Below are 14,134 nucleotides of genomic sequence, written 5' to 3'. Positions count from 1 at the left end.
CATAACAAACACAAAAACTACTTTTCATTCCTTTGTGTGTTTTATAAATCGGCTCATATTTGGCAATTAACTATTGATGGTTCAACAGAAGAGGATGAACAGCCAGTATATCTTGTAAAAACTTACGAGGGAGGCTACGCTAAATTTATGGTTAAAGAATTTAAACCAGATGCGCCTATTCTAAACAAACTCTTGTTATGTGGCAAGTTATAAGTGAATAATATCGACGTGCAATAAATGTTACGAAATGTTATTCTCATTTTATATTTACTGGTGACCTCTATTGTTTACAGCCAAAACATTGCGCTTAGCGGTTCTGTTGTAAATGGTAGAGGTGAACCAATATCTTTTGCTACAGTTTATGCAGGGCAAGGAAAAGGTACGTGCTGTGATATAAATGGGAGACTTGAATTACAGGCTGAATATGAATTTCCACTTTCTATAGTTATTAGTGCCATTGGCTTTAAAACAGATACATTTTTAGTTAGTAAACCAGAGCTTACTAAACGTTTTGTTTTAAAAGAACAAGTAAGTGTCATGGATGAAGTGTATGTGAAGAGTAGTCAAAAACTAGAAATTAAAAGCGTAGCTTCTGCTTTCACAACGGATAAAGCAGAGATACAACAACTTAGACCGCGTAATATAAACGAGGTTTTACAAAATAAAGCCGGTTTTACTAATAAGTCTGGCTATCAGGCTCCACTTACTCTGCGGGGCATGTCGGGTAAACGCTTGCTTGTGTTACGGAATAATACCCGGCGATTCAGTAGTTACCCTTCTGGATTTATGACACATACTATAAATATATATGACCTTGAGAGAATAGAAGTGCAAATATGGAAACGGTTTGGCCAGAAGAAGGAGCCATTGCAAGTCCAGTATTTATGTTAGTGAAAGATGGAGTACAGGAACAGCAAAAGGAATGGTTAAATTAATAACAGTTGCCGGTCCACCTTCATCGGGTAAAACATCGGTAATTATAAAAACTATTGAGAGTGCATTGGGGATGAAAACAAACTGTGGAGTCATAAAATTTGATTGCTTGAGTGCCTTAGATGAAGAGCAATATACAGCCTGTGGTATTACTGCAAAAACTGCATTGGCTGGCAACTTATGTCCCGACCATTTTTTTGTTTCTAACATTGAAGAGTGCTTTCAATGGGCAGAGCAGAATCAATTTTCGTATTTAATAACTGAAAGTGCGGGTTTGTGTAATCGCTGTGCTCCGCATCTGAAAAATATACTCGCTATTTGCGTACTCGATAATTTAAGCGGTATAAATACCCCCTTAAAAACCGGGCCAATGGTGAAATTGGCCGATATAGTCATTGTAACAAAAAGTGATTTGGTCTCTCAGGCAGAGCGTGAAGTGTATCGTTTTAAAGTGCAACAAGTTAATCCAAAAGCAAAAGTGTTATTTATAAATGGTATTACAGGGCAAGGAGCCGACCGTTTGGCAAAAGAGATATTCCAACCTAAGGAGCAGGAGAATAGTAAAGATTTAAAGTTGAGGTTTTCAATGCCTACGGCTTTATGTTCGTACTGTTTGGGTGAAACACGGGTTGGTAAAGATTTTCAAATAGGCTTGAACCGAAAAATTAAAATATAATTAAGAATGGACATTGATTTCACCCTTGAAACTCCGTTAAATAAATTAGTGGAAAAGGAACCTACCTATAAAGATTTCTTTACCGCATTTAATATCGCAACACTAACGGAGAGCAGAACTTTTACAGAGATGCTAAGCATTATGTCTGAATCGTTTTTTGAAGATAACAACATTTCAAAAGATGAATTTTTACAGTTGTTTAGTGACTTTGCCAGTGGTATAAGTGCTAGTGAGGCCAACTTAAAAATTGAGCGCCTTGAGGTTATCGCTGGAAATAATAAGTTAGGCGAACCAGAGTTGTGTAATCTGGAATTAATCCCTGGTCAAATAACCTGTGTGGTAGGGCCTACCGGTTCGGGTAAAAGCAGGCTGTTGGCCGATATTGAGTGGCTTGCTAATAACGATACGCCTACCAAACGTCAAGTACTCATTAACGGTAATGCAGCTAACGATGACTTGATAAATACTTTTGAAGGTAAACTAATCGCACAGATTACACAGAATATGAATTTTGTACTTGATATAGCGGTACACGATTTTCTGGTGTTACACGCTCAAAGTCGTTTTGTTGAAAATCCTGAAGCAGTAGTAGATGAGGTGCTTATTATGGCCAATGAATTATCGGGCGAGCAGTTTAAAGCCGATACTCCTATAACTTGTTTAAGTGGTGGGCAATCAAGAGCATTAATGATTGCTGATGTTGCATGTATTGGTCAGGCCCCCATTGTGCTAATCGACGAAATTGAAAATGCAGGTGTTAATAAAAAGAAAGCCCTCGACTTATTGGTTAGTAAAGACAAAATAGTACTAATGGCCACCCACGACCCCTTATTAATATTACTAGCAGATAAAAGAGTTGTGATAGAAAATGGAGGTATGCATAAAGTAATATTTACAAATAATCTCGAGAAAGACATGTATGCCGAGTTAGAGCAAATTGATAATAAGCAACAGCAAATAAGAGATTTTTTCAGGAAAGGAGACGAGGTGAAACCTAATTGATTGATAGAGTAAAAGGGCATGTAGAATAATGTAAATCCGTTTTTTTTAATTATAATGTTTAGTGATTTTGCTCTAATTTGATTATTACCTAAATCACTATTGCCAATAATATAAACTGAGAATTATAATCTTTTCAAGGTCAGATTAACTCATTAATCTGAACATATGATGTGGACGGAATTATAATGATTTAAGGCGATATATATCATTAGATATGGGGATTGTTTTAACCTGTATGTTCTATTAATTTGTCTTTTGATTTAAATACGCGCATAATTTAAGCTTTTTATGATATGCATTCGTTCAAATACGCTCAATCCAGCTTTTAATATAGCAACTGAAGAGTTTTTATTAAAAAACATGGAAGAAGACTGTTTCTATCTTTATGTTAACAATCAGTCAATTATTGTTGGTAGACACCAAAACTCGCTGGCCGAAATTAACACGAGCTATGTAAAGGAAAATAATATTGATGTGGTAAGAAGATTATCAGGAGGAGGGGCTGTATTTCATGATCCTGGCAATTTGAACTTTTCTTTTATTATGCAAGAGAAGAATAATGAAACCGAAGGATTCAAAAAATATACACAACCAATATTAGATGTATTAATAGCCCTTGGTGTTGATGCTAAATTTGAAGGAAGAAACGACTTGACTATAGAAGGAAAGAAATTTTCGGGTAATGCTAAATGTACATTCAAAGGGAAAGTACTTCAACATGGAACCTTACTATTTAGCTCTAAATTACCAGATTTATCAAAGGCATTAAAAGTAAACCCATTAAAATTCCAAGATAAAGCTGTAAAATCAGTACGTAGTAGGGTAACAAATATCTCAGAGCATCTTAATGTCCCAATTACGCTTAATGAACTTGAAAACAGCATTATTAAATATGTGCGTAATATTTACACCAGTTCGGAGATATATGAATTTTCGATATCTGATACATTAGCAATAAACAAACTTGTTGAAGAGAAATACAGTCAGTGGGATTGGAATTTTGGTTCGTCGCCACAATATAACTTCACAAAAGGGATAAGAACAAAAGGAGGTCATGTTGAAATAAAAATGGATGTTCAAAAAGGAATAATTATGCAGATAAAAATATTCGGCGATTTTTTTAATACACGAGATGTTGCTGAATTGGAGAATTTGTTAACAGGTATGCCGCATAATCGAAAACAAATACAAGAAATGCTTACATCAATCGAACTGGAAAGTTACATGGAAAATGTTACGCCTAATGATTTTTTGGGTGTCATGTTTTAAGCTACTTGATTCTAGTAGAATGGATTTATTACTGATTATAAACGGATTTGACTTGAATAAAAGAAGAACTGTTTTCAGTCAACTACCTCTGGGCAAGCCCACGAGGTATAAATAAGAAAAACAACTTTTAAAATAGAGAATCTAAAAAACTCTCTCCAAGCTAAATCAAAAGAAATGCAAGGAGTGGTAAAAATTGGTCGTACTCATTGGATGGATGCAACTCCCTTGACTTTACAACAAGAATTTTCGGGTTATGTGTCGCAATTAGAGCATGGCATAAAAGCACTTAAAAACACACTCTTACATTTGTCCGAACTAGCACTGGGCGGTACGGCAGTAGGTACAGGACTAAATACACCACAAGGTTATTCTGTTAAAGTTGCAGAAAATATAGCAAAACTTACAGGTTTACCTTTTGTTACGGCACAAAATAAATTTGAAGCTTTAGCAGCACACGATGCTATTATTGAATCACATGGTGCACTAAAGCAATTGGCTGTTAGTTTAATGAAAATAGCAAATGATATTCGTCTGATGGCTTCTGGACCACGTTCGGGTATTGGTGAGATTTCGATACCAGCTAACGAACCCGGTTCATCTATTATGCCCGGTAAAGTAAACCCCACTCAAGTAGAAGCGCTTACTACGGTATGTGTGCAAATAATGGGCAATGATACTACCATTTCAATTGCAGGATCAAATGGGCAGTTTGAACTTAATGTCTTTAAGCCCGTAATGATAAACGCCTTTTTGCAATCGGCAGCATTACTTGCCGATGCTTGTCAATCGTTTAGTGATGGATGTGTTGCAGGAATACAGCCTAATAATCCACGTATCAAAGAATTAGTGAATAATTCATTGATGCTGGTTACTGCACTTAATACCCATATAGGTTATGATAATGCGTCCAAAATAGCAAAAAAAAGCCCATGCAGAAAACACGACCTTAAAAGCAGCAGCATTAGCTCTAAATTTATTAACCGAAGAACAATTTAATCTTTGGGTTGATCCCTCTAAAATAATTGGCTCAATATAAAATTAAAGAATTATGGCAATTACACTTAATGTTTTAGATGTTAGAAAGTTCGATTTACAATTTGCATTTTGTGAATTACAGAATCGCTTAGCTCAAATTGACAACAAGAATTCATTATGGTTGATAAATGATCGCGAACCCATAGAATGGTATACTTATTTACGAGGAAATGACTTTAATTCACAAACATTTATGATTTCACATGACGAGTACCGCATATTTATTAGTAGAAATTAAAGACATGTGTTTATATATTTCAATATATATTTAATTGAAAAGGCTTACATGATTATTTCCCATATTGTGAGCCTCTTCCCTTTATCACAAAAAATATATTCCCCTTTTGTAACAATTATTTTAACATACCATATTTAATGACTAAAGAGAGTGTAAAATCATTAGAAATGAGGATTGCACATTAGTGAACAATGTTCTTTATTTGTAGCATAAAACTTCATTATGCAAATACAAAAAGACGACGTACGCAAAAGTATTATGGAGGTAGCTCGTAAAGAGTTTTTGAAAAACGGATTTAAAAATACCTCCATGCGTACGATTGCAAAAGAAGCCGATGTTGTTTTGAGTAACATCTATAATTATTACAAAAATAAAGATGAGATTTTTTGCGAAGTACTTTCCAGTGTGTTGCTGGCTCTAGATAAATTAATGGAGGAACATAACAGTTCGGAGTATCTTAGTATTGATATTTTTACTTCGGATGAATATATGCGAAATCAAATTGACATGTTTGTGGAGCTTATTAACAATTATAAAGAGGATTTTAATCTGTTAATATTTAAATCATCGGGTTCGTCATTAGAAAATTTCAGAAATGAATTTATCGATAAACACACGCAAACCGGCATCGAATATATTGCCTTAATGAAACAAAAATATCCGGAGATAAACGGAGATGTCTCGGTATTTTTTATTCATACCATGAGTTCGTGGTGGATGAGTATTATTGCTGAATTGGTGATGCACGATTTGTCGCCAGAGGCCTTAGAAAAATTTATTCGAGAATACATGGAATTTGGAACTGCCGGATGGAAAAAAATAATGAGAGTAAGATAATAATTTTTTTGAACAAAAAAGAACACTGTTCTTTTTTGTTCAAATTTTATGAAAAAGTAGTATTAAATATGAAAGAACACCATGTACATTCACATCATCATCCTGCTCATACCTCTGATTTGACAGGAAAAAAATTACTGTGGATAAGCCTATTGAATATATCCATAACCCTGGTTCAAGTTATTGGCGGACTTATCTCAAACAGCCTCTCATTACTATCTGATGCGCTTCATAACCTTGGTGACTCTTCGGCTATACTTATTGCTTTTTTCGCCCGAAAAAGAAGCCGTAAAGAACCTGATGAGCGCCATACTTTTGGTTATAAACGAATGGAAATATTAGCAGCTCTTTTTAACGCTATTGTACTAATTTCTATTTGTATTTTTCTTTTTTATGAGGCCTGGCAGCGGTATAATACTCCTTCTCCAATAAAAGGAGAATTGATGTTTATTGTAGCCACATTCGGTTTGTTAGCCAATCTTTTTTCTGTATTGATATTAAAAAATGAGAAAGACCATAATCTAAATACCAAAGCAGCCTACCTGCATCTTATGGGCGACACACTATCTTCTGTTGCAGTAATTATTGGCGGTATGGCAATATGGATTTTTGAAGTTTTCTGGCTAGACCCGCTTATCACGATTGCAGTAGGCACTTACATTATTTATCACACCTGGGGCATTATAAAACAGAGTGTAGATATTCTAATGCAGACAGTTCCTTCAAATATTCATCTCAACGAAATAAAGAAAACAGTGGAAACAATTAATGAGGTAAAAAACATACATCATATACATGTTTGGAAGCTGGATGACACACAAACACATTTTGAGGCTCATATCAATGTAAAGAACAATATCTCAATGCACGAAATGATGGCTCTTAAAAATAAATTAGAGTACATATTGCAACAAGATTATGATATACAGCACATTACTCTACAAATGGGATATAAGTGCTGTGAAGACGATAATACATTAATTCAAAGGTAGAATACATAAGATATGTACCATGAACACAATTCATAATAACACCCTTTAACTTAAAGATATAAAAGTATGAAACGAGCATAAGAGTAATCTATCACTCAGGTGAATGATTATCACAGCGAGTTCCATAAGACAACTGAAAAGCAAATTAGAGTATATGAAACCACAAAAAAAACAATCTATTTTAAAAAAGTTGACTCCCTACGCAGGAAGCAAGAAGTATTTATTTTCATTATCTCTCTTTCTATCTGCATTATCGTCGGCTCTGGGACTATTGCCATTTGTGTTTATCTGGCTTATTGCTAAAGAGTTATTTGCAAGTACAGAAAGTATAACTTTCCAAAGTGTAGAGTTTTATGCCTGGATGAGTTTAGCTTCAGCATTTGCAGCCATGTTGGTGTATTTTTTTTCACTTATGTCGTCTCATCTGGCGGCCTTTCATGTAGAAGTTGGGATGCGGAAAGTTGGGATGAGCAAAATTATAAATATGCCGCTTGGTTTTTTTGATAAAAACCAAACCGGTAAAATGCGCAAGGTAATTGACGATAACGCTAGCCAGACGCACACTTTTTTGGCTCATCAGCTCCCTGACCTGGCCTCAACAATAATTGCACCTCTCATCATCCTTGCATTAATGTTTATTATTGATTGGCGTATGGGTCTGGTTTCGCTTATTCCCATTGTCCTTGGCGCAATATCTATACGCTTTATGATGAGTAAAGCCGGAGAGGAATTCCGGAAACAATATATGGATTCTTTGGAAGAGATGAGTAGCGAGGCTGTAGAGTACGTTAGAGGAATCCCTGTTGTCAAAACTTACGGGCAAAGTGTACACTCATTCAAACAATTTGTTAATAGCATAATGAAATATAAAGAAATGGTTGTTGCCTACACCATCATGTGGCAAAAGCCTATGTCCTTTTATACCATTATAATGCAGAGTACAGCATTTTTTCTTGCGCCATTTGCCATATTGTTTATTGCCGCAGGAGGCAATGTTGCATTAACAATTATCAACTTTATTTTTTATCTGATACTTGCCCCCAATTTTACATTATTATTTATGCGTAGCATGTATTTTCAAAACTATGCTAACATAGCCAAAGAAACCATTGAGCGTTTCGACAATATACTCAATTATTCCAAAATGGAATTCCCCCCAAAAAGTACAAAGCCGGTGTCTTATACTATTGAATTTAAGGATGTCGTATTTGCTTACGATGGAGCTGATTCCAATGCTGTAGATGGCATCTCTTTTACAGTACAGCAGGGAGAGACCGTGGCACTGGTGGGTGCTTCGGGAGGAGGGAAAACGACCATTGCACGGCTGGCTGCTCGTTTTTGGGACGTAAATTCCGGGCATATTATTATTGGCGGACAGGATATTAAATCGCTTTCGAATAAAGAGTTAATGAAAAATACAGCCTTCGTTTTTCAGAATACAAAACTCTTTAAAAAGTCGCTGCGGGAGAATATAATATATGGGAATCCTGATGCAAGTGAAAAACAGATACAACCGGCTATTGACCTGTCGCAAAGCCGGGAAATTATAAACAACCTGCCCGAAGGCCTTGATACTTTAATAGGAAAAGAAGGGACATACCTTTCGGGAGGAGAACAACAACGCATAGCACTTGCCCGGGCTATCATTAAAGATGCACCTATTGTTCTGTTAGACGAAGCAACGGCTTTTGCCGACCCTGAAAATGAGCATATTATTCAAAAAGCATTGCACGAACTTAGTAAAAACAAAACGACGCTTATGATAGCCCATCGTTTAACAAGCATACAAAATGCAAATAAGATTTTGGTAATAGAAAAAGGTAAAATAGCCGAGCAGGGAACGCATAACGATTTATTAGCCTTTAATGGCATTTACAAAAAAATGTGGGAAGAATACCAAATGACGGTAAAATGGACCCTGTAAATTAATTGTATGTGTCTGGCTATTTATCACTTCATAAAAATAAGGTAATAGCTATAAGCTAAAATTTAAACGCATAAATCAACATTATAAAGGTATAGAAAAATGATACGTTTTTTTCAACATAAATATGCACTCAGTAAAGACGGTGCCAAAGATTTACAAACAGCCATACTGTGGCATACTTTATTAAACCTCAGTTTTATGTTACCCATTGTGTTGGCATTTGCCTTCCTCGACGATTATATAAAGCATTGGAAAACGGGTGATTCGTTAACTAGGGATGTTTGGTTCTATGTAATATTTGCTGCAATATCATTTGCGGTAATGTACATTATTGCTTTCATCGATTATGCAAAAACTTACACTAAAGTATATAACGAAGGTGCCAGCAGGCGAATAAAACTAGCCGAAACCTTGCGTAAGTTACCAATGTCTTTTTTTGGTAAAAAAGATATTTCCGATTTAAGCTCAACCATTATGGATGATGCTACGCAAATAGAACAATTATTTTCTCATTCCATCCCCCAGCTTTTTGCCTCACTAGCAAGTCTGTTTATAATGTCTATTGCTATGTTTATCTATAATTGGCAAATGAGCTTGGCTATGTTTTGGGTCGTACCTGTGGGTTTTTTGGTTTTTTCCTTATCCAAAAAATTACAAAGCAAAGGGCATCAGGTTATTTACAATCAAAAACGCATTGTTTCCGATACAATACAAGATGGTATGGATATGGTGCAGGAGATAAAATCGTACAACAAAGAAAATGAATATTTGCAGGATTTAAATACAGAACTTGATTCATACGAAAGTAATTTGGTTAAGTACGAATTAGTGGGAGGAGCACTTCTTAATTTATCACATTTTACCCTGAAACTAGGGTTTCCCAGCGTTATTTTTGCTGGCGCATTTTTGCTTGCAGGTGGCACAATCAGTCTATTTACCTATCTGGTTTTTCTCATCATCGTCGGACGCATTTACGACCCTTTTATTGAAACCATGAATAATTTTGCAATACTCCTATACCTTAACGTTCGCATTAAACGGATGAAAGAAATGGATAATATGCCTCGCCAAACAGGCCGCAGCAAATTCGCTCCAGCTAATTATGATATAGAATTTAGAAATGTGGATTTTTCTTACAAAGAAGGACAGCAAACCCTTCGAAACGTTAGTTTCATAGCAAAACAAGGAGAAATTACTGCATTAGTAGGACCTTCCGGAGGCGGGAAAAGTACTTGCGCTAAACTAACAGCCCGTTTTTGGGATATTGATAAGGGCTCCATAACAATCGGAGGGAAAGATATTTCGCTGATAGAGCCCGAAATTATACTGAAAAAATTTGCCATTGTTTTTCAGGATGTAGCATTGTTCAACAATACCGTAATGGAAAATATTCGTTTGGGAAGGAAAAATGCAACAGACGATGAGGTGAAAAAAGTTGCAAAACTAGCACAGTGTCATGAATTTATAGAGAACCTTCCTAATAAGTACAATACAATAATTGGCGAAAATGGTGAAACCCTTTCAGGTGGCGAACGCCAACGCATTTCTATAGCCCGTGCTTTACTAAAAGATGCGCCTATCGTTCTGCTCGATGAAGCTACCGCCTCGCTCGATGTGGAAAACGAGACGAAAATACAGACAGGGATTTCAGAACTGGTTAAAAACAAAACCGTGCTGATTATTGCGCACCGCATGCGCACGGTTGCTAATGCTGACAAAGTGGTAGTTCTTTCCGAAGGAAGTGTGGTAGAAAATGGTGCTCCCGATAAGCTGAAACAGCACAAGGGGGTCTTCGCTAAGATGGTAGAACGTCAGATGACAGTATCGGCCTTTTAGAATTTGTCACTAAATAATAAAAACACAGAAGCGTGTTTCAAGTATTGATAACGAATTAATTAAATACCATTAACAATTCGATTCTTTATTCAATGACAGAAAAAATAAAGAAGAAATGGAATTATTGGCTTTTAAAATTTAGCATTTCGCTTAAGGCAATGTCAAATAATTTATAATATGAACATACAAAAGATAAATAATTGGTTCGAAAAAAGAGCCGACGGAATTATAAAAAACAGGTGGCTTATTATAGTAACATCTATTGTGTTAGTAGGCATAGCATTTATGGGCTTACCAAAGGTGGAAATGGAATCGTCGTGGGACGGGTATTTTCTTGAAGGCGACCCTATGCTGGTGAAAACCGATGAATTCAAAGAGATATTTGGCAACGATGAATTTGTAGCTATTCTAACTGAATGTGATAATACATTTAGTAAAGAATCGCTTGAATTGATACGTGAGCTCTCCAATGAATTAATGGACAGCCTTGCCTATGCCGAAAAAATAACATCGCTTACCGATATTGAGTTTATGACCGGCACAGAATATGGGATGCAGATAGAACAAATAGTGCCGGACGTTATTCCATCAGACCCTGCTTTGCTGGATTCCATACGACAAAAAGTCTACAGTAAACCCAATATTGCCAGGAAATTGGTATCTAAAGATGGTCGTTTGTCATGGATTCTTTTGAAGCTTCGGACTTTTCCAAAAGATTCAGTATGGAAACAGACTAGTAATATTGGTCCCGATATGCTTACTGGACAGCAAACAGAGCATATTATAAGCAAAGAAAAATATTCGGCTATCTCTCCACGCGCTACAGGAATGCCCTACTTGAGTACTAAAAAACAACATTTTTTTGCCAAAGAAATGGGACGTGTAATGGGGCTGGCTATTCTTCTGGCTATAGTGGTATTGGCATTTGCCACCAAATCTATTCGGGGTGTTTTGTTCCCGTTACTTACTTCTATTGCAGCAGTAGTTATGCTATATGGCTTAACGGGACATATAGGCTACAAAATAGATAGCTCAATGACATCAATTCCGGTTATCCTTGCTTTTGCCATAGCCATTGCATACAATATTCATCTGTTTTCGTACTTCAAAAAACAATTTACCTTTCATGGCAAACGTAAAGTCGCGGTGAAAGAAGCGGTTACAGAATTGGGCTGGCCCATACTATTTTCAGCATTAACCACCATGTCGGCATTACTTACCTTTCTGGTTATTCCTATGAAACCGCTACGATTTGTTGGTATAGGAACTGCTTCCTGTGTTTTATTTACACTTTTAATGGTGTTGTTTTTGGTGCCGGCATTGTTAAGTTTTGGTAAAGATAAAGAACCGCATCCTGTAATACGCCAAAAAGGAGGCTGTTGGCTCGACCGCCAAATGAGTAAATTGGGAGACTTTGTTTTAGGACATTCCAAAAGTATCATTGTTATATCGGTACTTGTTGCTGTTTTTTTGGCTATCGGAATGACGAAAGTGGAGTCGGCATTTGACATAGAAAAAACAATGGGGCGTAAAATTCCTTATGTGAATAACCTGCTTGAAATATGCGAAACCGAGCTGGGCAGCCTTTATTCGTATGATGTATTGATAGAGTTTAAAGATAATGATGAAGCTAAGAAACCGGAAAATTTGAAAAAATTAGAAGAGGCAAGTGCCTTTGTCGAAAGTCTTGAACTTACAAAACGTACGACATCAATTCTCGACATTATAAAAGACCTGAGTCAAACATTGAACGAGAATAATGACGCTTACTATGCCATTCCGGATAATGAAAATCAGGTGGCACAAATGCTATTGTTATACGAAAATGCAGGTGGTACAGAATCGGAATACTGGATAGACTATGATTATAAGCGACTACGTTTGATGGTGGAGTTAAAATCGTACAATTCGGGTACAGCCGAAAAAGAACTTGCCCAGGTAACAACCGAAGTCCAAAATCTTTTTCCTAATGCCAGCATCACTTCCGTAGGCAGTATTCCTCAGTTTACCACGATGATGCAGTATGTTGTTGATGGGCAGTTGCAGTCATTTGCCTTAGCTTTAATCATTATTGCCATTCTGCTGATGGTTGTTTTTGGTAGTGCGCGCATTGGTTTAATTGGCTTAATTCCAAATATAGCTCCGGCATTGGCTGTGGGCGGTGTTATGGGATGGCTGGGTATTCCGCTTGATATGATGACTGCCACTATCATTCCTATGATTTTAGGTTTAGCAGTTGACGATACCATTCACTTTATTAATCATGGGCATTTAGAATTTTCCCGTTCCAGTAATTATAAGGATGCTATCAACAAATCATTCCGTGTAGTAGGTGTAGCCCTTGTGTTATCAACTATTACTATATCAGCTAATTTCTTAGTTTACACTACATCTGTAGCACTTAGCTTTGTGAATTTAGGAATGCTTGCAATAGTGGGTATGGTGGCTGCTTTGCTTGCCGATTTATTTATAACCCCAGTTCTATTTCAATGGTTTAAAATATTTGGCAGAGAGAATAAAGAAACGGTAAATAATACAATATGTTAAAAATATAACGTAAAAAAAATCAAACAATGAAAAATTTAAAACTAGGAATTATTACACTCGCTATTATGCTTACTCACATAGGAGTATCGGCACAAACAGGTCGCGACATTATACAACAGGTAAAAGACCGACCCGATGGAGATACACGTTCATCGGAAATGACAATGAAACTGATCAATAAACGTGGAAGTGTACGTGAACGTAAAGTTATTTCTTATTCTATAGATATAGGTACAGATAAGAAAGACCGCAAAACGCTTATGTTCTTTCAATATCCTGGAGATGTGAAAGGAACGGGATTTCTCACCTGGGATTATGATGAAATAGGTAAGGACGATGATAAATGGCTATACCTGCCTGCTATGAAAAAAACACGTCGTATAAGCGGCTCATCTGCCAAGAAAGATTATTTCATGGGAACCGACTTCACCTACGATGATATGGGTAGCCGTAATGTAGATGAAGACGAACATAAATTACTAAGAGAAGAATCTGTGAATGGTCATAAATACTGGGTCGTTGAATCGACATCAAAAGACAGCCGTGATATTTATTCAAAAAAAATATCATGGATACGTCAGGATTGTCTTATTGCCTCAAAAGTAGAATATTATGACAAGTTAGGTGAATTACACCGTAAACTTATACTATCGGATATTGAAAAGGTTGATGGAATATGGGTGGCTAAAAAATTAGATATGAAAAATGTACAAAATAATCACCAAACCATTATTCTTATTGAGAATCCTAAGTATGATATCGATATTGATGAAAATGCTTTTACAGTAACGAAATTAGAAAAAGGGGTGCTTTAGTTTAAAAAAATATGAAACGAGCCATGA

General features: G+C 36.2%; 13 protein-coding genes. All 13 read left to right on the top strand.

The genetic code is table 11. From position 1 onward, the window contains the following. Window positions 1-237 precede the first annotated feature (237 nt). Window positions 238-891, top strand: coding sequence for a carboxypeptidase-like regulatory domain-containing protein (locus CYTFE_RS0100260; RefSeq protein WP_027470165.1), 654 nt, complete (start codon window positions 238-240; stop codon window positions 889-891). Further along, window positions 867-935 (top strand): hypothetical protein, encoded by a 69-nt coding sequence (locus CYTFE_RS31710; RefSeq protein WP_407689932.1) that lies wholly within the window; start codon window positions 867-869, stop codon window positions 933-935. Before CYTFE_RS0100260 ends, CYTFE_RS31710 begins: the two co-directional genes overlap by 25 nt. Beyond that, window positions 923-1,609, top strand: a complete 687-nt coding sequence (locus tag CYTFE_RS0100255) for a GTP-binding protein (protein ID WP_027470164.1) — start codon at window positions 923-925, stop codon at window positions 1,607-1,609. The genes CYTFE_RS31710 and CYTFE_RS0100255 overlap by 13 nt, the downstream gene beginning before the upstream one ends. 6 nt (window positions 1,610-1,615) lie before the next feature. Next, window positions 1,616-2,611 carry an ATP-binding cassette domain-containing protein gene (locus tag CYTFE_RS0100250; protein ID WP_027470163.1) on the top strand — a complete coding sequence of 332 codons (996 nt, stop codon included), beginning with the start codon at window positions 1,616-1,618 and terminating at the stop codon, window positions 2,609-2,611. A gap of 288 nt (window positions 2,612-2,899) precedes the next feature. Continuing rightward, window positions 2,900-3,880: a lipoate--protein ligase gene (locus tag CYTFE_RS0100245; protein WP_027470162.1), complete on the top strand. Its 981-nt coding sequence runs from the start codon at window positions 2,900-2,902 to the stop codon at window positions 3,878-3,880. 174 nt (window positions 3,881-4,054) lie between these two features. After that, window positions 4,055-4,876 (top strand): lyase family protein, encoded by an 822-nt coding sequence (locus CYTFE_RS24270; RefSeq protein ID WP_235208291.1) that lies wholly within the window; start codon window positions 4,055-4,057, stop codon window positions 4,874-4,876. A 52-nt stretch (window positions 4,877-4,928) separates the two neighbouring features. Beyond that, the gene (locus tag CYTFE_RS0100235) at window positions 4,929-5,153 is read left to right on the top strand and encodes a hypothetical protein (protein ID WP_027470161.1); all 225 of its coding nucleotides are present in this window, start codon (window positions 4,929-4,931) and stop codon (window positions 5,151-5,153) included. Between the two features lie 222 nt (window positions 5,154-5,375). Continuing rightward, a complete protein-coding gene (locus CYTFE_RS0100230; RefSeq protein WP_027470160.1) occupies window positions 5,376-5,990 on the top strand; it encodes a TetR/AcrR family transcriptional regulator in 615 nt (204 codons plus the stop codon). A 68-nt stretch (window positions 5,991-6,058) separates the two neighbouring features. After that, window positions 6,059-6,982, top strand: a complete 924-nt coding sequence (locus tag CYTFE_RS0100225) for a cation diffusion facilitator family transporter (RefSeq protein ID WP_044213890.1) — start codon at window positions 6,059-6,061, stop codon at window positions 6,980-6,982. Window positions 6,983-7,136: 154 nt separating this feature from the next. Then, window positions 7,137-8,906, top strand: a complete 1,770-nt coding sequence (locus CYTFE_RS0100220; RefSeq protein ID WP_027470158.1) for an ABC transporter ATP-binding protein — start codon at window positions 7,137-7,139, stop codon at window positions 8,904-8,906. A gap of 102 nt (window positions 8,907-9,008) precedes the next feature. After that, window positions 9,009-10,745: an ABC transporter ATP-binding protein gene (locus CYTFE_RS0100215; protein WP_027470157.1), complete on the top strand. Its 1,737-nt coding sequence runs from the start codon at window positions 9,009-9,011 to the stop codon at window positions 10,743-10,745. A gap of 177 nt (window positions 10,746-10,922) precedes the next feature. Beyond that, the gene (locus tag CYTFE_RS0100210) at window positions 10,923-13,292 is read left to right on the top strand and encodes an efflux RND transporter permease subunit (protein WP_027470156.1); all 2,370 of its coding nucleotides are present in this window, start codon (window positions 10,923-10,925) and stop codon (window positions 13,290-13,292) included. Window positions 13,293-13,318: 26 nt separating this feature from the next. Further along, complete coding sequence (locus tag CYTFE_RS0100205; RefSeq protein ID WP_027470155.1) at window positions 13,319-14,107, top strand: outer membrane lipoprotein-sorting protein; 789 nt, start codon at window positions 13,319-13,321, stop codon at window positions 14,105-14,107. Window positions 14,108-14,134: the final 27 nt, after the last annotated feature.

The organism is Saccharicrinis fermentans DSM 9555 = JCM 21142 (assembly GCF_000517085.1).
GTDB classification, from domain to species: Bacteria; Bacteroidota; Bacteroidia; order Bacteroidales; family Marinilabiliaceae; genus Saccharicrinis; species Saccharicrinis fermentans.
The sequence above is the reverse complement of the archived record's forward strand: the minus strand, read 5'-3'. Positions and strand labels throughout refer to the sequence as shown.